This is a genomic window from Streptomyces sp. NRRL S-244, assembly GCF_000717915.1.
Taxonomy (GTDB): Bacteria; Actinomycetota; Actinomycetes; order Streptomycetales; family Streptomycetaceae; genus Streptomyces.
Genome location: NZ_JOCX01000036.1, coordinates 1 through 24,124 on the forward strand (window position 1 = coordinate 1; position 24,124 = coordinate 24,124).

Annotated in this window: 19 protein-coding genes, 1 tRNA gene and 1 pseudogene; 6 read left to right on the forward strand and 15 right to left on the reverse strand. The window is 73.5% G+C overall.

The genetic code is table 11. From position 1 onward, the window contains the following. The 7 genes from IF02_RS0129135 to IF02_RS0129165 all read right to left on the reverse strand — a co-directional run. Positions 1-1,985: ABC transporter permease (locus IF02_RS0129135; RefSeq protein ID WP_030162161.1), on the reverse strand; the 1,985-nt coding region annotated here is incomplete at its 3' end. A gap of 10 nt (positions 1,986-1,995) precedes the next feature. Continuing rightward, on the reverse strand, positions 1,996-3,273 hold the full coding sequence (locus IF02_RS0129140) for an ABC transporter substrate-binding protein (RefSeq protein ID WP_030162162.1): 1,278 nt from the start codon (positions 3,271-3,273) through the stop codon (positions 1,996-1,998). A 113-nt stretch (positions 3,274-3,386) separates the two neighbouring features. Continuing rightward, positions 3,387-5,210 (reverse strand): AMP-dependent synthetase/ligase, encoded by a 1,824-nt coding sequence (locus IF02_RS0129145; protein ID WP_030162164.1) that lies wholly within the window; start codon positions 5,208-5,210, stop codon positions 3,387-3,389. Positions 5,211-5,408: 198 nt separating this feature from the next. Next, a complete protein-coding gene (locus tag IF02_RS0129150; protein WP_051696631.1) occupies positions 5,409-7,121 on the reverse strand; it encodes a serine/threonine-protein kinase in 1,713 nt (570 codons plus the stop codon). 77 nt (positions 7,122-7,198) lie between these two features. Next, positions 7,199-7,286 (reverse strand) — tRNA-Leu (locus IF02_RS0129155). 144 nt (positions 7,287-7,430) lie between these two features. Continuing rightward, positions 7,431-7,892, reverse strand: a complete 462-nt coding sequence (locus tag IF02_RS0129160; RefSeq protein ID WP_037837346.1) for a hypothetical protein — start codon at positions 7,890-7,892, stop codon at positions 7,431-7,433. A gap of 167 nt (positions 7,893-8,059) precedes the next feature. Continuing rightward, a complete protein-coding gene (locus IF02_RS0129165) occupies positions 8,060-9,001 on the reverse strand; it encodes a beta-ketoacyl-ACP synthase III (RefSeq protein ID WP_030162170.1) in 942 nt (313 codons plus the stop codon). Between the two features lie 217 nt (positions 9,002-9,218). Between IF02_RS0129165 and fdhD the strand changes: the two genes are divergently transcribed. Then, on the forward strand, positions 9,219-10,055 hold the full coding sequence (gene fdhD / locus IF02_RS0129170; RefSeq protein ID WP_030162171.1) for a formate dehydrogenase accessory sulfurtransferase FdhD: 837 nt from the start codon (positions 9,219-9,221) through the stop codon (positions 10,053-10,055). 52 nt (positions 10,056-10,107) lie between these two features. Here the strand turns inward: fdhD and IF02_RS0129175 are convergent, their stop codons facing one another. Beyond that, complete coding sequence (locus IF02_RS0129175; RefSeq protein ID WP_199809303.1) at positions 10,108-10,545, reverse strand: (2Fe-2S) ferredoxin domain-containing protein; 438 nt, start codon at positions 10,543-10,545, stop codon at positions 10,108-10,110. Positions 10,546-10,554: 9 nt separating this feature from the next. Further along, positions 10,555-11,607, reverse strand: coding sequence for a bile acid:sodium symporter family protein (locus tag IF02_RS0129180; RefSeq protein ID WP_030162175.1), 1,053 nt, complete (start codon positions 11,605-11,607; stop codon positions 10,555-10,557). 160 nt (positions 11,608-11,767) lie between these two features. Between IF02_RS0129180 and IF02_RS0129185 the strand changes: the two genes are divergently transcribed. Continuing rightward, positions 11,768-12,619: a LysR substrate-binding domain-containing protein gene (locus tag IF02_RS0129185; protein WP_030162177.1), complete on the forward strand. Its 852-nt coding sequence runs from the start codon at positions 11,768-11,770 to the stop codon at positions 12,617-12,619. Between the two features lie 378 nt (positions 12,620-12,997). Here the strand turns inward: IF02_RS0129185 and IF02_RS0129190 are convergent. Together IF02_RS0129190 and IF02_RS0129195 are read right to left on the reverse strand one after the other, a co-directional pair. Beyond that, positions 12,998-13,717 (reverse strand): annotated as a pseudogene (locus IF02_RS0129190) (IclR family transcriptional regulator domain-containing protein); the annotation flags it as partial. A 773-nt stretch (positions 13,718-14,490) separates the two neighbouring features. Then, entirely contained in the window at positions 14,491-15,174 is a 684-nt protein-coding gene (locus IF02_RS0129195) for an RNA polymerase sigma factor (RefSeq protein WP_234318363.1), read from the reverse strand. Positions 15,175-15,622: 448 nt separating this feature from the next. On the opposite strand from IF02_RS0129195, the gene metG reads away from it, so the two are divergent. Then, the gene (gene metG / locus IF02_RS0129200) at positions 15,623-17,338 is read left to right on the forward strand and encodes a methionine--tRNA ligase (RefSeq protein WP_030162184.1); all 1,716 of its coding nucleotides are present in this window, start codon (positions 15,623-15,625) and stop codon (positions 17,336-17,338) included. 188 nt (positions 17,339-17,526) lie between these two features. Beyond that, positions 17,527-18,774 carry a glycosyltransferase 87 family protein gene (locus tag IF02_RS0129205; RefSeq protein ID WP_030162186.1) on the forward strand — a complete coding sequence of 416 codons (1,248 nt, stop codon included), beginning with the start codon at positions 17,527-17,529 and terminating at the stop codon, positions 18,772-18,774. Here IF02_RS0129205 and IF02_RS0129210 read toward each other — a convergent pair. Continuing rightward, a complete protein-coding gene (locus IF02_RS0129210; protein ID WP_030162188.1) occupies positions 18,692-19,360 on the reverse strand; it encodes a response regulator transcription factor in 669 nt (222 codons plus the stop codon). The genes IF02_RS0129205 and IF02_RS0129210 overlap by 83 nt on opposite strands. Next, the gene (locus IF02_RS0129215) at positions 19,348-20,673 is read right to left on the reverse strand and encodes a sensor histidine kinase (protein ID WP_051696633.1); all 1,326 of its coding nucleotides are present in this window, start codon (positions 20,671-20,673) and stop codon (positions 19,348-19,350) included. The genes IF02_RS0129210 and IF02_RS0129215 overlap by 13 nt, the downstream gene beginning before the upstream one ends. Before the next feature lie 216 nt (positions 20,674-20,889). Here IF02_RS0129215 and IF02_RS33310 point away from each other — a divergent pair, with 216 nt between their 5' ends. After that, complete coding sequence (locus IF02_RS33310; RefSeq protein WP_158708583.1) at positions 20,890-21,489, forward strand: hypothetical protein; 600 nt, start codon at positions 20,890-20,892, stop codon at positions 21,487-21,489. An 82-nt stretch (positions 21,490-21,571) separates the two neighbouring features. Continuing rightward, a complete protein-coding gene (locus IF02_RS0129225) occupies positions 21,572-22,351 on the forward strand; it encodes a DUF4239 domain-containing protein (protein ID WP_030162193.1) in 780 nt (259 codons plus the stop codon). A gap of 18 nt (positions 22,352-22,369) precedes the next feature. Here the strand turns inward: IF02_RS0129225 and IF02_RS0129230 are convergent, their stop codons facing one another. Together IF02_RS0129230 and IF02_RS0129235 are read right to left on the reverse strand one after the other, a co-directional pair. Further along, the gene (locus IF02_RS0129230) at positions 22,370-23,557 is read right to left on the reverse strand and encodes an MAB_1171c family putative transporter (RefSeq protein ID WP_030162195.1); all 1,188 of its coding nucleotides are present in this window, start codon (positions 23,555-23,557) and stop codon (positions 22,370-22,372) included. Next, positions 23,554-24,111, reverse strand: coding sequence for a hypothetical protein (locus tag IF02_RS0129235; protein WP_030162197.1), 558 nt, complete (start codon positions 24,109-24,111; stop codon positions 23,554-23,556). The genes IF02_RS0129230 and IF02_RS0129235 overlap by 4 nt, the downstream gene beginning before the upstream one ends. Between the last annotated feature and the right edge of the window lie 13 nt (positions 24,112-24,124).

Here is a 24,124-nt window from a genome sequence, read left to right on the forward strand (position 1 = left end):
CCGCCGGCAGCCCCCGCACCCCCGCCGGAGGCACCGGCACCCCCGCCGGAGGCGCCGGCGGCACCGGCCCGCCGCCTCGCCCACCGCACCGGAACCGCGGCGCAGTACCCGTCCGGATCGTTGGCGAGCGCCAACCCCGCCAGCCCGAACAGAATCACCGGCAGGTGCGCGGACTGCGTCACGTAGTCGGCCAGGACCCGCGGGGCCACCGCGAAGACCACCCCCGCCACCACCGCGTACTGCGGCCGCCGGACCCCCGCCGCCACCACCACCGCCAGCCACACCAGCCCCGTCATGGCCGTGAAGTCCGTCGCCGTGATCCGGGTGTTGTACGAAGCGACCAGCACGCCCCCGAACCCCGCCAGCCCCGCCGACAGCGTGAACAGCAGCAGCTTCGTCCGCAGTACGGACACCCCCGAGGCCATCGCCGCCGCCGGAGCCGACCGCACGGCCAGCATCGCCCGCCCCGAAGGGGAGTTCCGCAGCGCGCTCAGCCCGGCCCCGCACACCGCGACGACCACCACCAGCGCCAGACCCAGCGCCCGGTCGTCGCCGAGGTCCACCGGCCCGAACACCGGGCGCGGAACGGACCACCCCGAGTCCCCGTTCCGCAGCCACCGCATCTGGAAGAGCACCTGGTCCGCGAGGAAGGCCAGCGCCAGCGTCGCCAGGGCCAGCGTCCGCCCGCCCAGCCGCAGCGCCGGCAGCGCGACCAGCGCCCCGAGCACCGCGGCCGCGCACGTACCCACCGCCAGCGCCGCCACGAACGGCCAGCCCCGGCTCATCAGCAGCCCCGCCACCAGCGCGGCCCCGGTCACGAAGGTGCCCTGTGCGAGCGAGACCATCGCCCCGAGCCCGGTCACCACGGTGAAGGACATGAACACCAGCCCGAGGGCCAGCCCTTGTGCGAGGAGCCCGCTCCAGAACGGCGTGGTCACGGTGTAGAAGGCCACGCCCAACGCCCCGGCGGCCGCCGCCCACACCCCCCACCGGCGCCCCCACGAAGCCCCCGCCACATGGTCCGCGGGAGCCGCGTCCGGACCGCCCGCGTCCCCCGCCGCGGTCCCCGCAGTCCGCCCCCGCCGGGCCAGTACCAGCAGCCCGCCGAACAGGATCAGGAACGGCACCGCCGTCCGGAACCCGGTGATCCCCTCGGCGAACGAGGCGTACCCGGCCACCAGGTTCTGCAGTACTCCCAGCCCCAGTCCGCCCGCGAACGCGAGCGGCACGGACGCGAACCGCCCGATCACCGCCGCCGTCGCCGAGACGAACAGGAACAGGGTGAAGTCGTGCGCCGACAGCCCCAGCAGCGGCGTCGCCAGCACCCCGGCCAGCCCCGCCAGCGCGGACGAGATCATCCAGGCCACCGAGGACAGCCGGTCTGCGCTGATCCCGCGCAGCTCGGTCAGCGAGCGGTTGTCGACGGCCGCCCGCAGCCGCAGCCCCAGCCGCGTGTGCCGCATCAGCACCCACAGACCCACCGCCACCACCGCCGTCACCACCCACGTGATCAGCTGGTCGGAGTCGACGCCCACCCCGTCGAGCAGCTGCCAGCTCCGGGCCGGGCTCGGCCCCACCCCCGGCAGCCCGAACTGGTTCTCCGCGGGCTTCACCGGCGCGCCCGCGTCCCCCAGCAGCTCCACGGCCCACAGCCCGGCCGCCGGCAGGGCCACCAGCAGCCCGATCGTGGCCACGATCTGCGCCGTCTCGCCGACGCGCGCGAGCCGCCGGAACATCAGCCGGTCCAGTCCCCACCCGAGCCCGGGGGCCAGTACGCAGACCACCAGCAGGGCCGCCGGGACAGCCGGCCAGCCCAGCCCGGAGTGCACCTCGTAGAAGGTCAGCGCGCACAGGTAGGCGGTGGCCCCGTGAGCGAAGTTGAACAGCCCGGACGCCGAGTACGACAGCACCAGCCCGGTGGCCAGCAGTGCGTACAGGGCGCCGGATACCAGACCGCTCAGCACGAAGACGAGCAGATCTCCCATGCCGACGGCCCTACTTGAAGGGGATGGGCCGGCGGCACGAGAAGGGCACCGAGACCTCGTACGCCTCGCCGCGCAGCTGGACGAGCGCTCCGCAGCCGAAGCTGTCCTTCTGTCCCTTGGGCTCCGAGCGGTCGCCGACGAGCGTGCCGGTGTCGGAGAAGCCCTGCGCGGCGGCCTGGAAGGACTCGACGGTCAAGTCCTTGCCCGCCTTCTGCGCGATGGAGACGAACAGGTCGGCCGACATGTACCCGGTGAGCGTGTGCATGCTCAGCGGGACGTCCTGCCCGCCCGCGGCCGCCTTCACGTCGGCCTTGAACTGCGCCATGTTCGGGTCCGCCGACTCGAACGGCTGGAACTGCAGCAGGACGTGCACCCCGTCGAGGGCCTGCTTGGTGGCGTCCTTGGCGAGCAGTCCGGGGTCGTAGTCGGTCGGGTCGGAGAGCAGTCCCTGGTAGCCGCTGCGCTTGAGCGCGGTGAACAGGCCGATGTTGTTCGGGGTCTGCATGACCGAGACGACGGCGTCGGGGGCCTTGCCGCCGTTGCTCTCCAGGATCTCCTTCACGTACGCGGACCAGTCGCTCGGCACCGCCGTCGCGGGTACCGAGGCCTTGGCGTAGGCGACCTTGAACCCGGCGGCGGCGAAGCCCTGCTGGAAGGTGCGGATGCCGAACTTCCCGGCGTCGCTGTCGTTGGCGATGACCGCGACGGACTTGCCCTGCGCGCCGCCGAGGAGTTGCCCGATGCCCTCGGGCCAGGTCTGGTTCAGGGTGCCGCCGGGGGAGGGGACCAGGCAGCCGTTGAACCCGTAGACGTACTTGGGCCCGCAGAAGGAGGGCAGGGTGCCCCAGCCGAAGGTGGGGACCTTCTCCTGTTCCAGGAAGTCGGCGCCGGAGAAGGTGACCGAGCTCATCGGGGCGACCGCGAAGACCTTGTCCTGCTGGACGAGTTTGCGGGCGGCGGCCATGTTCTTGCCGGGGTCCTGCCCGTCGTCCTCCGCACCCAGGTAGTCGATCTTGCGTCCGTTGATGCCGCCCTCGGCGTTGGCCCTCAGGTACCGGGCCTTCGCACCGAGGTCGGTGTCCTTCTTGCTGTACCCGCTGGCGGAGGTCATGGAGACGATCCCGCCGACCTTGATCGAGTCGGCGGTCACGCCGCGGGAGTTCCCGGCGGACCCGGGCTTGCCGGGGGATGAGCCGTTGGGGGCGGAGCTGTTGGAGGCGGAGTTGCAGGCGGAGACGAGCGCGAGCGCCGCCGCCGCGGCGGCCAGGGTGCGGATCGGTCGCAGCATGTGTGGGATCCCCTCCGGTCGGAATCCCCGCATTCTGTGCGTGACCTGACGACTCGTCAATATCACCGGCGAGAAGAAATGATGCATCGTCAGTTAATGCGGAGAGGGGCCCGTCAGGGCTGGTAGAGGGCCGCCACCTCCTGCGCGTACGCCTTCTCGATCGCCCGCCGCTTCAGCTTCAACGAGGGTGTCAGCAGACCCCGCTCCTCCGTGAACTGCTCCGCCAGCACCCGGAAGGTGCGGATCGCCTCGGCCTGCGAGACCAGCGTGTTCGCGGCCACCACCGCCCGCCGCACCTCCGCCGTCAGATCCGGGTCGTGGACCAGCTGCGCCGCCGGCAGCTGCGGACGCCCGCGCATCTTCAGCCAGTGCGCGATCCCCTCCATGTCCAGCGTGAGCAGGGCGGCCACGTACGGCCGGTCGTTGCCGACCAGTACGCACTGCGAGACCAGCGGATGCGAACGCACCCGCTCCTCCAGGGCGGTCGGGGAGACGCTCTTGCCGTTGGAGGTCACCAGGATCTCCTTCTTGCGCCCGGTGATCGTGAGGTACCCGTCCTCGTCCAGACGCCCCAGGTCCCCGGTCGCCAGCCAGCCGTCCCGCAGCACCGCCTCCGTGGAGCGCGGGTCGTTGAGGTACCCGGCGAACACGTGGCTCCCGTGCAGCCACACCTCCCCGTCCTCCGCGATGTGCACCGTACTGCCCGGGATCGGCCGGCCCACCGTGCCGTACTTCGTCGCGCCCGGCGGGTTCGCGGTGGCCGCCGCGCAGGACTCGGTCAGGCCGTAGCCCTCGAACACCGTGATCCCGGCCCCGTCGAAGAACAGCCCGAGGCGGCGCGACATCGCCGACCCGCCCGACATGGCGTGCCGCACCCGGCCGCCCATCGCCTCGCGGACCTTCCCGTACACCAGCTTCTCGAAGAGCTGGTGCTCCATGCGCAGCCCCGCCGAGGGGCCGGGCCCGGTCCCGAACGCCTTCTGCTCGCGCGCCTCCGCGTACCGTACGGCCGCCTCGACCGCCCGGTCGAAGGGGCCCGTACGCCCCTCCGACTCCGCCTTGCGGCGGGCCGCCGCGAAGACCTTCTCGAAGACGTACGGGACCCCCAGCACGAACGTCGGCCGGAAAGCGGCGAGGTCCGGCAGCAACTCGGCCGCCGCCAGGACCGGCTGGTGACCCAGCTTCACCCGCGCCCGTACGGCCGCCACCTCCACCATCCGCCCGAAGACGTGGGCGAGCGGCAGGAACAGCAGGGTGGAGGGCTGCTCCCCGGGCCCCGCCTGGAAGACGGACTCCCAGCGGGCCACCATCGTGTCGGCCTCGTACATGAAATTGCCGTGCGTGAGCACGCAGCCCTTGGGGCGCCCGGTGGTCCCCGAGGTGTAGATGACGGTGGCGACGGCGTCGGGGGTGACCGCGGCGCGGTGCCGGTGCACCAGGTCCTCGGCGACGCCGCGGCCGTCCGCGACGAGCGCGTCGACGGCCCCGGCGTCGAGCTGCCACAGCCGCCGCAGGTGCGGCAGCCGCTCGATGACGGACCCGACGGTCATGGCCTGGTCCTCGTCCTCGACGACGCAGGCGGTGCAGTCGGAGTCCTGGAGGATCCAGTGCACCTGCTCGACGGAGGAGGTCGGGTAGACGGGCACGGGCTGGGCGCCGATCGCCCACAGGGCGAAGTCGAACAGCGTCCACTCGTACCGGGTCCGGGACATGACGGCGACCCGCTCCCCGAACCGGACCCCCTGGGCCAGCAGCCCCTTCGCCAGCGCGAGCACCTCGGCGGCGAGCTCCCCCGAGGTCACGTCCTGCCAGACCCCGTCGACCTTGCGCCCGAGCACCACCCGGCCGGGCTCCTCCTGGGCATGGCGGAACACGGCGTCGGCGAGCCCGCCGACGGGCGCCGCAACAACGACTGGTGGGACGGTGATCTCGCGCATGCCCCGCTCCTCTCCGCGCAGCGCGGCGACGCTACCCCACCGCTCACCAGGGTTGATCACCGAGCGAAGACCTCCACAAGACCTCCCCAGGGAGGTGTGCAGGCCCGGGGATAGGGAAACTCCCCGCCCCACCACCCCGGAAACACCGAACGCCGCCCCGATCCCGCGCCGGTCGGGACGCGGCGCGCACCCGAGGGCTCAGCGGGTGTCCGGCGCGAAGGAGTCGAGCGCCGCGTCGAAGTGGCTCCGCGCCTCCGGGAGCCGGCCGACGGGCGCGGACACCCAGACGTCGTACATGCGCCCGTTCTCCTCCCAGCAGAGGTCGAAGGTGTGCCGGGCGCCTTCGGCGGCGGTGAAGCCGTTCCAGGTGAACTCCCACAGGGCGGCGGGCAGTCCGTTGTGCGTGGTCGGTACGACCGAGCCGTCGCGGTAGCCGGGGTTGCTGGCCGGGCCGCTCGCGTGCGAGAGGCGCATGACGGTGACCGGCCCCTCTGAGCCCGCGGGCTTCGTCTTGACGCCGATCCGGAAGGCCCCGTCCGGGGACACGTAGAAGACCCGCTGGTCGTCGGTGCTGCGCTGGAAACCGTTCGGTACGGCGAGGCTGAAGCCCTCGGCGTCGGACACCGTCCGGTACCCGGCGGGCGCGGGTTTGGCGTCGGCAGCGACGGCGGAGGCGACGGCGGAGGAAGCGGAGGAGGGGGCGGAGGCCCGGGCGGAGGCCCGGGCCGGGGCGGACGCGGTGGCGGGGGCGGGGGCCGTCTCCCGCGCGGCGTCCGGGGACCGCTCGCCGAACTGCGTGCTGACGGCCACGGCGCCGGCGACCGCGACGGCGAACAGCGCGGCGATCAGCCCCGCCCGCAGAGCGGGCCGGGTCCGCCGCGCCGGGGCGGACGGCTGTACGACGTGCTCGGTGGGCGAGTACCCGACCGCGGCGCCGGGGCCACCCGGGCCGCCCGCGCCGCCCGGGCCACCCGGGCCACCCGGGCCACCCGCGCCGGACGCGGCCCCGGTCGCCGCGGCTGTCTCCGGACCCGTCCCGGGCGCCCGGTCGGCCACGGCGGGGACCGCTCCGGTGCTCACGTAGGCCGACAGCAGCCGCTCGGCCTCCGCCGCTTCCATCCGCCGCTCCGGAAGGCGCTCCAGCAGGCCGCGGATGACCGGGGTCAGCGGCCCCGCTTGCGCCGGCGGCCGGATCTCCTCGTACACGACGGCATGCAGGACCCCGCCGAGCGAATCACGGTGGAACGGCGACTTCCCGGTCAGCGCCGCGCACAGCAGGACCCCGAGCGACCACAGGTCGGATTCGGGACCCGCGGCCGCTCCCTGCATGCGCTCGGGCGAGGTGTACTCGGGCGAGCCGACGAACGCGCCGGTCTCGCTGATGGTGGTGGACCCGGCGAGCCGGGCGATGCCGAAGTCGGTCAGCACGACGCGCCCGGTCCCGGCCTCCAGGAGCACGTTGGCCGGCTTGACGTCCCGGTGGAGCACCCCGCGGGCGTGCGCCGCGCGCAGGGCGCCCAGCAGGGCCAGCCCCGTCCGCGCGGTCTCGGCGGGGTCCAGCGGCCCCTCGGCGCCGAGCCGGTCGGCCAGCGAGCCGCCCTCGACGAGTTCCATGACGATGTGGGGGCGCCCGTCGTGCTCCACGACGTCGTGCACCACCACCACGTGCGGATGCCTGACCTGCGCGACGGTCCGGGCCTCCCGCAGGGCGCCCCTGGCCTCCGTGCCCCCGTCGACATGGAGCTCCTTGACGGCTACGAGACGCCCGAGGAGCTCGTCGGAGGCCTGCCAGACGGTCCCCATGCCGCCGCGCCCCAACCGCCTCTCCAGGCGGTACCGTCCGGCGATCACGATGCTGCTGTCCGGCCCGTCGTGCGACACGTTGCTTCCCCTCCGACCCCGTGCGCCCATGATGCCGCACCACCGGATCGGCCCCGGCGAACAAGCACCGGGAACGCAAAAGAACCCCACCGAAGTGGGGTTCCTGCTGGTGTCCGAGGGGGGACTTGAACCCCCACGCCCGATAAAGGGCACTAGCACCTCAAGCTAGCGCGTCTGCCATTCCGCCACCCGGACCAGGTGGTCGGCCCCGGTTTCCCGCGGCGACAAGGACAACAATAGCAAAGGATCGGCGTGCTTCCGACCAGGTATTCGGGCCGGGCCGCTCGCTGACCTGCACGCATGTCCCCGGCGGGTCGGCGAGACCCGGCGTCTCGCGGTTCAGCGGGCCGGTTCGGCGTGCCCGGCCCTCAGCCAGTCGTCGTTGTGCTGCCACGCGTAGAGGGTGGTGCCGTCCATGTACGCGTAGTAGAGGCCGCAGCGCGCGGTGGCCTTCCCCCGGGCGTCCTTCGGGAACCAGTCCTCCTCGAGCGGGACCTCCTGCGCCTTCGGCCGCGGCTCGGTCGTGCACGCGACGGGGAGGCGGTCGTCCGTCAGGGTCGCCTTCAGGAGGCGGTCGCCGCCGGTCGTCCGCATCGCGTACCGCACCGACTCCGCCTCGTCCGCCAGCCAGCGCGGGACCGAGGCCCGGGCCGACTTCGCCTCGGCCCCCGTCGCGTACGCGTTCGTCTCCTGGTGGCGGTTCCCGTACCAGTCGGCCGCGGCCGGGAGGGCGACGACGATCGCGAGCCCCACGGCCGAGACGACTGCGGCGGTGGTCAGGATGACGGACCTGCGGATCATGGGGCGTTCGCTTCCCTCGGCGGCGGGCTGACGGCGTCCCCCCATCCTCCGCCCGCGCCGGCCGGCCGCGCGTCCCTCCACCGGGCGGGATCCGCGTACTCCTCAGGTCGGACGACCCCGACGGACACCCCGATCCCGGTACGGGTCGCGGATCCGCCCGACACCCGCTACGGGCAGCGGATGACCTGGCCCGCGTACGAGAGGTTGCCGCCGAAGCCGAAGAGGAGGACCGGGGCGCCGGTCGGGATCTCGCCGCGCTGGATCAGCTTCGAGAGCGCCATCGGGATGCTCGCGGCCGAGGTGTTGCCGGAGTCCACGACATCGCGGGCGACGACCGCGTTCACGGCGCCGATCTTGGCGGCGAGCGGCTCGATGATCCGCAGGTTCGCCTGGTGCAGGACGACGGCGGCCAGCTCCTCGGGGGAGATCCCGGCCTTCTCGCACACCTTGCGCGCGAGCGCCGGGAGCTGGCTGGTGGTCCAGCGGTAGACGGACTGGCCCTCCTGGGCGAAGACCGGCGGGGAGCCCTCGATGCGGACCGCGTGGCCCATCTCCGGGACCGAACCCCACAGGACCGGGCCGATGCCGGGGTCCTCGCAGGCCTCGACCACGGCCGCGCCCGCACCGTCGCCGGTCAGCACGCAGGTGGTCCGGTCGGTCCAGTCGGTGATCTCGGTCATCTTGTCGGCGCCGATGACCAGGGCGCGGGTGGCGGAGCCGGCCCGGATCGCGTGGTCGGCGGTGGCCAGGGCGTGGGTGAAGCCCGAGCAGACGACGTTGAGGTCCATGACGGCGGGGCTGCCGCCCATGCCCAGCTTGGCCGCCACGCGGGCGGCCATGTTGGGCGAACGGTCGATCGCGGTGGAGGTGGCCACCAGGACGAGGTCGATGTCGTCGGGGGTCAGCCCGGCGCCGGCGAGGGCCTTGCCCGCGGCGTGGAAGGCCAGCTCGTCCACCGGTTCGTCGGGGCCCGCCATGTGCCGGGTCTTGATGCCGACCCGGGAGCGGATCCACTCGTCGTTGGTGTCGACCATCGCCGCGAGGTCCTCGTTGGTGATCACTTTCGCGGGCTGGTAGTGCCCTAGCGCCACCACGCGTGAACCGGTCATAGGCGGGGTCCCCCTTAAGCGGAAGTCAGGATCACCCAGCTTGACCTGCTACTGGTGGGTACAGGTGCACGTGACCCAACAGGATTACCGCCCCTGAATTTGGAGATTCCGGAGGATCTTCCTGCCGGGAGCGCCGCGCGACGGCGATCCGCGAGAATGGGCTCGTCAGCTGCACGACGGAGTGCGCGACGAGGAGAGAACGGGCGGGCTGATCACCATGGGACGGGTCACCGAGCGCCGTCGTGTCATCCGGGTACGCAACGGGGAGGCCGGGGTCCGCCCGGACACGCTGGTCGCCGAGGAGCCGCTGGAGATACGGCTGAACGGCAAGCCGCTGGCCATCACCATGCGCACCCCCGGCGACGATTTCGCGCTGGCCGTGGGTTTCCTGGTGAGCGAGGGAGTCCTCGCCGCCGCGTCGGACGTACGGGCCGTGACCTACTGCGAGGGGGCCACGGAGGACGGCTCGAACACCTACAACGTGGTCAACGTGCAGCTCGCGCCCGACGTTCCCTTGCCGGACATCACCCTCGAACGGAACGTCTACACCACCTCCTCCTGCGGCCTGTGCGGAAAGGCCAGCCTGGACGCGGTGCGCACGGCGACCCGCTTCCCGCTCCAGCGGAGCGCGGCCGACGACGCCGTACGGATTCCCGCGCAGCTCCTCGGCGAGCTGCCGGACCGGCTCCGCGCGGCGCAGAAGGTGTTCGACCGCACCGGCGGGCTGCACGCGGCCGGGCTGTTCTCTCCGGAGGGCCGGCTGCTGGACGTGCGGGAGGACGTCGGCCGGCACAACGCCGTGGACAAGATCGTCGGCCGGGCGTTCCAGGCCGGCCGCCTCCCGCTGGACGGCGCGGTCCTGCTGGTGTCGGGCCGGGCCTCGTTCGAGCTGGCGCAGAAGGCGGTGATGGCGGGCATACCGGTGCTGGCCGCCGTCTCGGCCCCGTCCTCGCTGGCCGTGGACCTGGCCCTGGAGTCGGGCCTGACGCTGGTCGGCTTCCTGCGCGGGCCGAACATGAACATCTACGCGGGCGAGGAGCGGATCACGCTGTAGCGGTCCGCCGGTCCGCCGGTCCGCCGTTTCTGCCGGTCCGCCGTTTCCGGGGTCAGCGGCCCCGGCGGGCGCGGCCCTTGGCGGCCGGCTTGGCCTTGGCCTCCGGCTTCGGCGGGTCGATGCGGTGGAGGTCCAGGGTCGCCGGGATCGGCGTGACGCCCGGACCGCCGGACTGCGCCCACGCGATGACCTCGTCGGTCGCGGTGTCGTCCAGCGCCCAGCCGAACCAGGCCGCGCGGGCGCCCCGGCGGCGCGCCTCGGTGGTGGGCTGGACCACGATGACATTGGCCTGGGCGCACGGCCCGAGGCAGTCGCTCGTACGGACGGCCAGCCGGCCCCCCGACGCCGCGGCGGCCTCGCGCAGCCGGGTCAGCTGCCCGGCGTGGTCCGAGCCGGGGTTCTTGCGGGGGTCCCCACAGCAGCAGCCGCGGCAGACCACGAGGGTGCAGGGGCGTTCGGCGTGGGCGGCGAGCGGGCGTATCCAGGTCACCGCCGCACGCTACCGGGCCTGCGGTGCGGGGTGTTGGGCCTCGGGGGAGACCTCCACCACATGCCCGGCGGGCAGTTCGGCGCCCGCCGCGGACTCGGCGTCCCGGGCGCGGCGGCGCGCCAGCACCGCGCACACCATCAGCTGCATCTGGTGGAACAGCATCAGCGGCAGCACCGCGAGGCTCGCCTGGGCCCCGAACAGCACGCTGGCCATGGGCAGACCGGCCGCGAGGCTCTTCTTCGACCCCGCGAACTGGATCGCGATCCGGTCCGCCCGCTCGAACCCGAGCCGCTTCGCCCCGTACCAGCTCACCAGCAGCATGACGGCGAGCAGTACGGCCTCCACCGCCATCAGCGCGCCCAGGCGCGCGGCGCTGACCTGGTGCCAGACCCCGGCGGCCACGCCCGCGCCGAAGGCGGTGTACACGACGAGCAGGATCGAGCCGCGGTCGACGTAGCCGAGGGCCCTTTTCCGCCGGAGCAGGAAACCGCCGACCCAGGGGCGCAGGGCCTGGCCCAGCAGGAAGGGCAGCAGGAGCTGGACGACGATCTTGAGGAGGGAGCCGGGGGAGAACCCGCCCCCGCTGCCGCCGAGCAGCCCGGCGGCGAGGAGCGGGGTGAGGACGATGCCGGCGAGGCTGGAGAAGGAGCCCGCGCAGATCGCGGCGGGCACGTTGCCGCGGGCGATCGAGGTGAACGCGATCGAGGACTGGATCGTCGAGGGGACGAGGCAGAGGAAGAGCAGCCCGCTGTAGAGCGGGGGCGTGAGGACGGTGGGGACCAGCCCCCGGGCGGCCAGGCCGAGCACCGGGAAGAGAACGAACGTACAGGCCAGCACGGTGAGGTGGAGCCGCCAGTGGCGCAGGCCGTCGAGGGCCTCGCGGGTGGAGAGCCGGGCGCCGTAGAGGAAGAAGAGCAGGGCCACGGCCCCGGTGGCGGCGCCCTCGGCGACGGAGGCGGCGAGGCCGCGGGCGGGCAGCAGGGCGGCGAGGGCGACGGCGGCGAGGAGGGCCGGGATCCACGGGTCCAGGGGCAGCCGGGCGGGTAGGTGCGGGCGGCGCATGTACGGGGACTCTCCGGTCGGTGGCTCGTCTGGCGGGGCCCCTTCATCGTCGTGGGCGGAGCGGTGATCGGGAAACCTGCACACCACACTTACTGTCATCGCGCTTCGTGATGACCGTGCCACCATGGGAGAAATGAGAGGCATGGGAGCCAGGGGTGCCATGTACGACCCGGTCCAGCTGCGCACCTTCCTCACGGTGGCCCAGACGCTCAGCTTCACGCAGGCCGCGGGCCGCCTGGGCGTCCGGCAGTCCACGGTCAGCCAGCACGTACGGCGGCTGGAGGAGGCGACGGGCCGGCCGCTCTTCCTGCGGGACACGCACAGCGTGGAGCTGACGGAGGACGGCGAGGCGCTGCTGGGCTTCGCCCGGACCATCCTGGAGGCGCACGAGCGCGCGGCGGCCTACTTCACCGGGACCCGGCTGCGCGGGCGGCTGCGGTTCGGGGCGTCGGAGGACTTCGTGCTGACCCGGCTGCCGGAGATCCTGGAGGGCTTCCGCCACGAGCACCCCGAGGTGGACCTGGAGCTGTCGGTCGAGCTGTCCGGGACCCTGCACGAACGGCTCGACGCGGGGCGGCTCGACCTCGTCCTGGCGAAGCGGCGCGGTCCGGGGGACGAGCGGGGCCGGCTGGTGTGGCGCGACCGGATGGTGTGGATCGGGGCGGAGGGGCTGCGAGTGGACCCGGACCGGCCCGTTCCGCTGATCGTCTTCCCGCCGCCGGGGATCACCCGGGCCCGGGCGCTGGAGGTGCTGGAGCGGGACGGGCGGGGCTGGCGGATCGCCTGTACGAGCGGCAGCCTGAGCGGGCTGGTCGCGGCGGCCCGGGCCGGGCTGGGGGTGATGGCCCACACCCGCGGGCTCATCCCGCCGGGGCTCGTGAGGGTGGCGGGGCTGCCGGACCTCGGATCGGTGGAGTTCGCGCTGCTGCGGGGCGGGCGGAGCTCCCCGGCGGCGGAGGCGCTGGCCTCCGCGATCCTCTCGGGCGCGGACCGCCTCACCCGCCCCGCCTGACCCGCCCCCTGACGTGCCTGCCCGACTGCCGCCGCGCGGGACGGGCGGCAGTCAGGTGCTGAGCACCACCAGACCCTCGGCCGTGCGCAGGGTGCCCGGGGTGAGCGGGGCGAAGGTGACCGGGAGGGACAGGCGGGGCGGGTCGGATTCCGGCAGGGGGTCGAAGAAGTACGCCGCCTCCGACGCCGTGTCGCTGACCAGGTGGGGGTCGGCCGGTGAAGCCGTGGAGCGGGTCAGCGGGGTGCGGAACAGCATCCGCAGGTGGCGCAGGGTTTCCGGGGTGACCCCGGACGGGTGCGGCGCGGGTGCGGTGGCCGGGGCGTCGGGGTCGTCCGCGGCGGTCGCGCCGACCGGGGCGTCCGGCGGGATGGCCCCCGACAGCAGCAGCGCCAAGAGCACCGGAACGGCCTTGCGGCGCAGTGCTTCCGTCGCCTCGTACAGCCGGTGCGCGTGCGTCGCGGGCAGCGACAGGGCGAGGCTCCCGGCGGCGTCGCCGGTCGCGATCGGCACCGCCGAGCACACCACGCCGGGGGAGTACTCGCGCAGGTCGAACACCGGCGCCCCCGGAGCCACCGCGTCGAGGGCGGTGAACAGGACCCGGCTGTCGGTGATCGTCTGCGGGGTGAGCCGGGCCGGCCGGTACCGGGCGACATGGTCGCGGCGCCGGTCGGCATCGAGCTGGGTCAACAGGCACTTGCCGACCGCGCTGGCGTGCGCGGCGGCCTTGAAGTCCACCCACTCCTGCACCGGCGGCGCCCCCGGCCCGTCCGCCATCTGCGTGATCCTGACCTCCCCCTCGGCGTACCGGCTCAGGTACACCGCCGCGCCCGCGCTGTCCCGGGCCAGGGACAGCGTGCGCTGGAGCTGGCCCGCGAGCCCTCCGGCGCCGGCCGAGGCGAGCCGGTCGAGGGCGGGCCCGCGCGCGAAGACGCCCGCGCCCGGCCGGTACGCGTACTCCTCCTCGCACAGCATCGCCAGCAGCGGCCGCAGCTCCGCCTCGGCCAGGCCGGACTCCCGCCGCAGCTGGGCGGCCCGTACCCCCAGCGGATGCTTTTCGAGGACCCGTACGACGGCCAGCGCGCGCCGCGCCTGCGCCATGGCCTCGCTCGTACCCGGGGAACGGACCGGCCCGGACACCCGCGTCGCGCGCCGGCGCGGTACGGACCGCTCCGGCTCCGCCGCGACCGGGGGCGTCGGCCGGAACGCGGCCAGCGCCGACGGCAGTCCGGGCCTGGGCAGCGGCACCGGGCCCAGATCGGGATCGTCGAGCTGGTCGACGTACCGCAGCACGGTGGCCTGCGCGCACAGCCGGACCTCGCGCAGATCCCGGCGGCCGCCCGGCCGGTAGCCGCGCCGGCCCAGTTCGCGCGCCCAGAAGCGGGCGTCGTGGTGCTCGCCGCGCCGGGAGTGGTCGAGGAAGAGGCAGTACGCGGCCGACGCGGTCCGCGCCCGCCCGGAACCGGCGGCGAACTGCCACCAGAAGCGGGCGCCCTCGCGCAGCCCGGCCAGGTGCAGCAGGCAGCCGAAGACCACGGCCCCGGCCAGATCGGTGTGCCCGCTCTCGGCGAAGGCCGTGAGCTGCGCCTCCGCCTTCGGGCCGCACACGGCGGCCAGGCAGACGGCCTTGAGGTCGCGCCGGGCGCGTTCGGAGTCGAGCGGGCAGTCCCGCGAGGGATCGCTCCACCCGTACGCGGCCCGGCGGCGGGCGGGCGCCGCGGCGGCCCGCCCCCGGGAGGCGCGCAGCAGCCGGGCCTCGGCCGCGCCCAGATCGTAGTGCGGGTACCGGTCGCGGACGCCGGCCCGGGCCAGGAACTCGGCCAGGGAGCGGCGGCCGGCCTCGCCGCCGCGCTCCTCCTTGCCCTCGCGGCGCCTCATGACTCGGGTGATTCGGCTGGGTCGGCGCACTCCGCCGCGTCGGCCGGTTCGGCGGAGGCGTCGAGCATGCGCGCGAGCCGGCGGTGGGCCTGGCCGAGCTGCGAGCGGACGGTGGCCTCGTCGACGCCCATCACGGACGCGGCTTCCCCCGGGGTGCACTGGAGCCCGTACCGCAGCAGCACGGCGTCGCGCTGGCGCTCGGCGAGCCGGGAGACGGCGGAGTAGAAGCGGATGGTGTCGGTCAGCACCTCGCACTGCTCATCGGCCCGGGCCTCCTTGAGGGCGGCCTCGAAGGCGCTGATGTCCATCGGCTCGGGCGCGGTCGGTTCGGACGTGGTCGGTTCGGACGTGGTCGGTTCGGGCACGGTCGGTTCGGCCGGGAAGGCGCCGCGCGCTCCGCGCCGCTGCTGCCGGTCGACCAGCCGCTGCTTGAGGATGGTCCAGGCGTAGGCGTCGAGCCGGTCCATGTGGAGCATGCGTAACCACTCGTTCATGATCGAGTCGAAGGTGGCGTCCACCGCGTCCTCGGCAGCCGCGTCGGAGCCCAGCTGCAGGTACGCGAAACGCATGTACGAGGGCCGCCGGTTGGCGTGGAAGGCCCAGTACGACAGGCGTGCCGTCGGGTCCCACTGGCTCATGGGCGTCGGCCGCCGCCGTCGGCTGGGCAGTGGCAGTCCCACGGCCCCACCGGACTCCTCTGGTCCGCCATCACTCACCGTTCCACCTCACCTCGTCCCCTGTGCGCGGACAGCCTGGCAGTGCGGGCGTACCCGGGGAGCGCAGAAGAGAGACGTCGAGAGATTACGTTCGGTGATGATCGGCCGATGACCGAGTTCGACCGCGCACGCGCCCACTCCGTGCGTACGCATATGCCGGAGCCAAGCCGGGCCGCCGTGCACCGGCGTGCGCCCCGTGGACCGGTGTCCGCGATGATCCGGTCCGGCTGTAGCATGGGCCCATTGCGAGGGCCGTGACGCAGAGGTCACCACCCTCGCTTTTGCGTTACACCCACCGACGTCCACCCCACGAAAATGCGGCACGTGGCCTTTCGGCGGTTCGATACCATGAACCGCATCACAATCCGTCACGTCACGTTGTCACCGCATAGATGAAATGGAGCATCCGAGGATGGCTCGACACCTGATCACCAGCGCGCTTCCCTACATCAACGGGATCAAGCACCTGGGCAACATGGTCGGGTCGATGCTTCCGGCGGATGTGTACTCCCGGTACCTCCGCCAGCGCGGCCACGACGTCCTGTACATCTGCGCCACCGACGAGCACGGCACCCCCGCCGAGCTCGCCGCGAAGGAGGCCGGCCTCTCCGTCGCCGAGTTCTGCGCGCAGGCCCACGACGCCCAGAAGGCGGTCTACGACGGCTTCGAGCTGTCCTTCGACTACTTCGGCCGCAGCTCCTCGCAGCAGAACGCCGAGATCACCCAGCACTTCGCGCGCCAGCTGCAGAAGAACGGGTTCATCGAGGAGCGCGCGATCCGGCAGGTCTACTCGCCGGTCGACGGCCGCTTCCTGCCGGACCGCTACGTCGAGGGCACCTGTCCGCACTGCGGCTACGACAAGGCCCGCGGCGACCAGTGCGAGAACTGCACCCGCGTCCTGGACCCCACGGACCTGATCGAGCCCCGCTCGGCGATCTCCGGCTCCACCGAGCTGGAGGTCCGCGAGACCAAGCACCTCTTCCTCCTCCAGTCCAAGCTCCAGCACGAGGTCGAGGCCTGGGTCGCGGAGCACGAGGAGGAGTGGCCGCAGCTGGCTTCCTCCATCGCCCGCAAGTGGCTGACCGAGGGCCTGCACGACCGCGCCATCACCCGCGACCTGGACTGGGGCGTGCCGGTACCGGCCGACACCTGGCCCGAACTGGCCGCCGACGGCAAGGTCTTCTACGTCTGGTTCGACGCGCCGATCGAGTACATCGCCTCCACCAAGGAGTGGGCGGACGCCGACCCGGCGAACCGCGACCACAAGTCGTGGTGGTACGAGGCCGAGGACGTGCGCTACACGCAGTTCATGGCCAAGGACAACGTCCCGTTCCACACGGTGATGTTCCCGGCCACCGAGATCGGCACCCGCGAGCCGTGGAAGAAGGTCGACTACGTCAAGGCCTTCAACTGGCTGACGTACTACGGCGGCAAGTTCTCCACCTCGCAGAAGCGCGGCGTCTTCACCGACCACGCGCTGGAGATCCTCCCGGCCGACTTCTGGCGCTACTTCCTCATCGCCAACGCCCCCGAGTCCGACGACTCGTCCTTCACGTGGGAGCACTTCACCACCACGGTCAACAAGGACCTCGGCGGCACCCTCGGCAACTTCGTCAACCGCGTGCTGACCTTCTCCCGCAAGAAGTTCGGCGACGAGGTCCCGGCGGGCAGCCCGGCCGGCGAGGTCGAGGCCAAGCTGGGCGAGCAGATCGCCGAGCTGCTGGCCGAGTACGAGGGCCACATGGACTCCCTCCAGTACCGCAAGGCCGCGGCCGCGCTGCGCGCCCTGTGGTCCGCGGGCAACGCCTACCTCGACGAGAAGGCCCCCTGGCTGGAGGTCAAGACCGACCTGGACGGCGCGGCGCTCACCCTGCGCACCGCGATGAACCTGATCCACCTCTACTCGGTGGTCTCGGAGCCGTTCATCCCGGCCTCGGCGCGCACCATGCGCTCCTCGTTCGCGCTGGCCGACGACACGGCGACGTGGATCACCCCGGAGCAGGCCAAGTCGCTGGACGCGGTCCCGGCGGGTACGCCGTTCACCGTGCCGCCGGTGCTCTTCGCGCGGATCGCCGAGGAGGACCTGGAGTCCTACCGCGAGCGCTTCGGCGGCTCCGAAACCGCCTGACCCCCGCTGCCCGGGCCAAGGGGCGCGACCTTCCGAGGTTGCGCCCCTTCGCCGTACCCGTACCCGTACCCGTCCACTTCGCCGTACCCCGTCCCCGTTCGCGGGCACACCGGGGTAGGGAAAACCCGACCGTGAAGTGTCCACCTGGATGGGCAGACCCGGCCCGGTCGCGCGGCTGGAATGGGCCCATGACCCCTTCCCCCTCCGTGTGCCGGACCGCCGGCTGGCTGGCAGCGGCCGCCTGGGCGCTGTCCTTTCCGCTCGTGTCCTCGCTGGGGCCGCACCGGCTGTGGGGCTGCTGCGCGGCCGTCGGCTACCTGTGCGCCGCGGCCCTCGACTCCCGCAGGCCGCGCGCCGCCGCCGTCGCCGCCCTGACGGGCGCGATCGCCGTCCCCCTGTTGTGGCTCGTGCTGAGCGGGCAGGGCCAGTCGGAGGTCATGGTCATCGAACGCTCCGGCAGGCTGCTGCTGGAGACCGGGCGGATCTACGTGGACCGGCCGGCGGGAGTGGCGCAGTACACCCCGTACCTGCCGGTCATGGCGGTCTTCGGCATCCCGCGCGCCGTGCTGGGCGGTCCGCTGGGCGATGCCCGGCTCTGGTGCGCGGCCGCGCTGTTCGGCGGCATGTGGGCCGGGCGCCGGCTGCTGGGCGGGCCGCGCTCCCCGTGGCTGCCGCTGCTGGTGGCCTCGCCGGTGGTGGCCCTGCCGCTGGCGGTGAGCGGGGTGGACCTCCCGCTGGCCGGGCTGCTCTGCCTGGCGCTGGCGGCCGCGGGGGCCGGGCGGCCGGTCCTGGCCGGAGCGGTGCTCGCCGGCGCCTGCGCGCTCAAGTGGACGGCGCTGCCCGCGGTGGCCGTGGCGGTCGCGCTGCTCGCCGCCCGCCGCGGCCGGGGTGCGGCGCTGCGCTGCGCACTGGTGGCCTTGCTGGGCTCGGCCGGGCTGGTCCTGCCCAGTGCGCTGCTCCAGCCGGCGGAGCTGTGGCGGCAGGTGTTCGCGTTCCCGACCGGACGGGCCGAGGTCCCCACCCCGGCGAGCAGCCCGCTTCCCGGGCATCTGCTGGCCGGACTGGGCTCGTGGGGCTGGTACCTGACGGTGGTGCTGCTCGCGGTGGGCGCCCTCGCGGTGGCGCTCTCCCTGCTGGTGCGCCCGCCGTGCACGGTGGTGGCGGCCGCCGACCGCCTCGCGACCGGTCTCGTCCTGGCCTTCGCCCTGGCCCCGGCGGGCCGCTTCGGATACCTCGCGCTGCCGGTGCTGCTGTCGGTCTGGGCCCGGTCGGCGGCCGTCGCCGGCTCCCCGCGGCAGCGCTCCCTCATCGTGGCCGGTTCCGCGGGCCCCGATGCGCAAAGTGCCCGGCCGGTCAGCCCTCCGCGCCCCGCAGATGGGCCAGCACCGCGAGGACGCGCCGGTTTCCCCCGGCCGGGTCGAGGTCCAGCTTCATGAAGATGCTGCTCGCGTGTTTCACGACGGCGGCCTCGGTGACGAACAGCCGGGCCGCCAGGGCCTGGTTGTTGAGGCCCTCGGCCATGAGGCCCAGCACCTCGCGTTCGCGCGGGGTGAGCCGGGCGAGCGGCCGGTCCGCCGCCTGTCGCCCCAGCAGGACCCGGACGACCTCGGGGTCGATGACCGTCTGGCCCGCGGCGACCCGTTCGAGGGCGTCGAGGAACTCCGCCACCTCCCCGACCCGATCCTTGAGGAGGTAGCCCAGCCCGGCCGGACCGTCCGCCGCCGCACCGGCCGTCAGCAGCCGGGTCGCGTACGCCGTGGCGACGTACTGCGAGAGCACGAGGACCGGCAACGAGCCGTCCCGGGAGCGCAGTTCGAGGGCGGCGCGCAGCCCCTCGTCGCGGAAACCGGGCGGCATCCGGACGTCGGTGACGACGGCATCCGGCCGTTCGGCCTCCACCGCCCGTACCAGTGCGTCGCCGTCGCCGACGGCGGCGAGGACCCGGTGGCCGCCTCGGGTGAGGAGTTCCGTCAGCCCGGCGCGCAGCAGGACCGAGTCCTCCGCGAGGATCAACCGGAGCACGGCACCTCCACCCGGAGTTCGGTGGGACCGCCCACCGGACTGGACACCACCAGCCTGCCCTGCAACATCGCCACCCTGTCCGCGAGACCTGCCAGGCCCGCACCCGCACCGGGATCCGCCCCGCCGCGGCCGTCGTCGGTGACGGAGAGAGTCAGCCGGCCCCCGTCGACCTTACCGGCGATCCCGATGCGGGAGGCGCCACTGTGCTTGGCCGCGTTGGCCAGGGCCTCGGTGACGGTGAAGTACGCCGTGATCTCGACCGGTTCGGGCAGCCGCGGCACGTCCAGGTCGACGGTCACCGGCACGGGATGGCGCAGCGCGACCTCCGCGACGGCCGCCGCGAGCCCGTGGTCGGTGAGCACCTGTGGATGGATCCCCCGTACGAGGTCGCGCAGTTGCTCCAGCGCCCGGCGTGCCTCACCGCGGCCCCGGGCCACCAGCGCGGCCGCGTCGGCGGCCTGCGGCACGCGGCGCAGCTCCAGCTCGGCGAGGCCGAGGGTCATGCTGAGGGCGACCAGCTGCTGCTGCGCCCCGTCGTGCAAGTCGCGTTCGATACGCCGCCGTTCGGCCTCGAACGCGTCCACGAGACGTACCCGGGAGCGGGTCAGCTCCAGCACCCGGGGGTCCTCCTCGCGTGCTCCGAGCAGCAGGCGCGCGGTCTTCACCTGTGCCCCCGCGAGCAACCCGCCCGCGTACGCGGCCAGTACGAGCCCGACCAGTCCGACGGCGGTGCCGCCCAGGGCTTCCGGCGGGCCGGAGACGGCCCTGCCGGGGATCAGCATCACGGTCTCGGGGGCGAGGGCCCACACGACGACGGGGCTCGCCACGAGGATCAGCGAGAAGGCGAGCAGGGTGACGACCCCGAAGCCGGCCGCCCCGAACGCCGGCCCGAGCAGGGCGGCGTACCCGAGCTCCCGCCACGTGGCCCGCTCGCGCAGCCGGGTCCGCAGCCAGGCGGCCGGACCGGCCCCCGCGAGTGAGATGTGCGGATCGGGCACCGGGACCGGCTCCACCCACCGCAGCCGCCACCGCTCCAGGGCGCCGAGCGGCACACCGCCGGCGACGGCGCCGAGCAGCAGGAGCAGCCCGATCCCGGCCACCGCCAGCAGCACACCCAGCCCGACGAGCACCGCCAGCGCGAGCAGGACCCCGTACCCGAGGACCGTCCCGCTGCCGAGGTACGCCCAGCAGCGCCACGGCCACCAGGAGGCGAGGAATCGGACCGGCGTCTTCAGCGCCGCCCGGACGGCGACGGGCGGTTCGGCGCCCGGCGGTTCCTCGCGCGGCTCCCCGGGGGCGGCGGGTTCGGACATGCGGGACATGCGGCCAGCCTAGGGGGTGTCTTTCGGATCAGGCCGGCTCGGGCTCCCGGTGGAGGGCCGACTGCCCACAGGGACACAGGGGGTGCGCTCGCGGGGTCGATGGCTTGAAGTCACCCCTCCGCCGGAGATCTTGACGCGTCTGCGGCGTATCGAAGCGCCGCTGTGATCGTTTCTTCAGCCGGAACCCTCACAACGGGAGGACGCGCGGTGACGGCTTGGCAGTACCTCGCCGGAGCAGGCATGGTGGCGGCGCTGTGCCCGCTGTACGGCCATGTGGCGGTCGCGGACGACGGCACCGGACCCACCCCCCTCCGCGGCCACGGAGCCCGGCTCGACGCCTGCGTCCCGACCGGGCAGCCGCGGCCGCCCGCCGCCGTACCCCCGGCCGTCGTACCCCCGGCCGTCGTGCCGCCCGCGGTCCGGCCTCCGGTACGGGTGCTCGTGCCCGGCGCCGAGCGGCCGACCGTGCACCACCCGGGGCGGGGGCCCGCGCCGGCCGCCCCGGCCCCCGAGGCGCAGCCTCCCGGGCCGACGGCGAAGGCCGGGGCCGGGGAGCCGCAGCCCGCGCCACCCGCGCCGGATCCCGAGGCCGTTGCCGGGCCGGCGCCGGCCGAAACGCCTGCCCCGCCCCGGGCCGCAGCCGTGGCCGCGCCCGTCAGAGCCTTTCACGTGCGCCCGTACCACTCGATCGCCCTGGAGCGGCGCGGCCCGGGCGGTATGTCCACCGTGATGCTCATGGTCGTCGTCACGACCCCGGCCGTGCTCGCCGCAGCCGCGCTGCGGCCGCGCTCCAAGAGCCGTCGCTGACTCCGACCACCCCTGCACCGACCCACCCCTGCACCGACCCACCGATCCACCGATCCACCGATCCACCAACGGGAGAACCCTCGTGTCCGAATGGCTGGTCCTGGCCGTCGCCATGGCGCTCGTCTGCGCCCTCGTCCTCGCCTGCACCGCGCTCCGGCACCGCCGGGTCGCGGAGGACGAGGACACCAGCGAAACCCCCGACGTCATCGAGTACATGACGATGATGGTGGGCGTGGTCTACGCGATCGTGCTCGGCCTGGCCATCGCCGGAGTCTGGGAGGCGCGCGGCGCCGCCGAGGACAGCGTGCGCCGCGAGGCCCAGTCGCTGTACGAGGTCACCCAGCGCGCGGACGTCTACCCGGCCCCCGTCCGCGACCGGATCCGCGGCGAGGTCGACGCGTACGTCTCCCACACCGTCGCCGTGGACTGGCCGCTGCTCACCTCCGGCCAGGGCGCCTCGTCCCAGGGCGCCGACCTGCTCGGCAAGCTGCGCACCGACGTGACCCACCAGAGCCCGGCGAACGAGCTCCAGGCGCAGGCCTACCAGCCGCTGCTGGACCACATCGCGGCCGCCGACGACGCCCGGCACTCGCGCATGCAGGCCGACGAGTCCACCCTGCCGAGCGTGGTGTGGTTCGGGCTGCTGGTCGGCGGATTGGTCACGGTGGGGCTGATCTTCACCCTGCAGATCCGCCGTTCGGGGCGGGAGCTGCTGCTGGCGGGGCTGTTCAGCGCGCTGATCGTGTTCCTGCTGTTCATGGTGTGGAGCTTCGACGCACCCTACGGCCGGGACGGAATCGATTCCGCGGGCCCGTTCCAGGACCTGTTCCCGAAGGTGGCGCTGGCCGCAGCCGAGCGCTGACCCCCTGAGGCCGCCGGCTCAGGCCGGTCCGCTCCCCGACAGCGCCACCTGCCGCCGTACGGCCGCCACCACCGGCGAATGCCGTAGCGCGTGCGAGATCCGTACGAGGTCGCGCGGCCCCCCGAGGGTGTCGAGGACGCTCTCGTCGCTCGCCCCGATGACCGCGCCCTCGGGGTCCGCCGAGCGGGCCTGGACGGCGGCCGCGACCATCGCCGCGTCGGCTACCGCCCGCGCCGTCTCCTCCTTCGCCCCCGCCGCGAGGGCCCGCGCGTACGCGTCCTCGCGGCGGCCGGGGTCGAAGTACGGGCCGAGGTGCAGGAATCCGTCGTGGATGTCCGACTCGCGCTGGATCACCCGCAGCTCCGCCGGGGCCCACCAGGACATCTGCACGCAGGGCGTGCCGCTGGGGGCGCCGATCTGCACCTCGTGCCAGAGCGCGCCGAGGCGCCGGTACGTGGTCCAGGTCTGCCAGCTGTCGGACAGCCGCTGGCACAGCAGGGGCAGGACGAATCCGATCGCGCTGATCAGGGCGCCGACGGAGGCGAGCGGCGGGGCGATGTAGGTGCTCAGGTCGTCGAGGTCGTGGCCGGCCCAGCGGGCGACGACCGCGGAGATCTTGGTGGCGTCGTAGCTGAGGTTGAAGACGTAGCCCGAGACGATGATCATCAGGCCGATCCGCAGCCAGCCGTGCACCTGGAGGGACCAGCGCCAGCACATGGCCACCATCACGACGGCCGCCACCAGGTGCGCCGTCAGGTAGAGGGCGATCATCTGCTGGATGTACGGGGTGTTGGCGTAGTACGTGTCGAAGTCGCGCAGCCGCTCGACCGGGGCGTCGCCGAGCGCGAAGAGCACCACCAGCACCACGACGACCCCGCCGTAGCCGAGCATCCAGCGGCGCGAGATGCGCCGGGTCTCTTCGGGCGGGCCGCCGCGCCAGTTCACGATCAGCACCAGGCAGGCGGCGCTGAATAGGGTGATCAGGCAGTAGACGAGCGGGGCGGAGACGTTGGTGATGCCGGTCCACTTGTTGACCGCCTCGATGGTGGGCGGGGCGGCGAAGGTGAACACCGACCCGGCCAGGACCAGCAGGGCGCAGACCGACCGCAGGAGCGGGTCGCGCCAGTTGTGCCGTAGCGCCGGCAGCTTGAAGGCGAGTGAGACCGCCAGGGCGGCTGCCGGTATGTAGTAGTCCTGGCCGTTCAACGGTCGTTCCTGTGCCCCCGGTATCCGAGCGAGGCCTCGATGCGGCCCGCCAACTGATCACGCTGTGCGGGCGCCCGATGGCTCGCGGAACCGGCGAGCCAGGTCCGGCACCGGCTGCCCAACAGTAAACCGAACGTCTCCGCCTCGGTCTCTTCCGAGACGTCGGCCCGCGTGCGCGCGGCCACGCTCCGGACGGTCTCGCCGAGGTCGGCCTCGTCGGAGAGCATCCGGGCGGCGACGGCGGCTCCGTCGACGTGGTGGCTGCAGTGGCCGGCCTTCATGTGCCACAGCTCGTGGCCCAGGATGACCAGCTGGTGGTCGGGTGCGGTGCGTTCCTCGATGACCACCAGATCGCGGTCCGCCATGTCGAGCCACAGTCCGCTGGCCGTCCCCGGCGGGAACGAGGCCATCCGGAAGTCCACCCGGCGGCCGCGGTGTCTGCTCATGCCCTCGCAGAGGGCGGCGTAGAGGTCCACGGGTTCCACGGGCGCGGTCAGCCGGAGCCCGGCCACCAGTTCGCCGCACAACCGGCGCTGCTCTCTGCCTATGCTCACCGTTCTCCCCGTC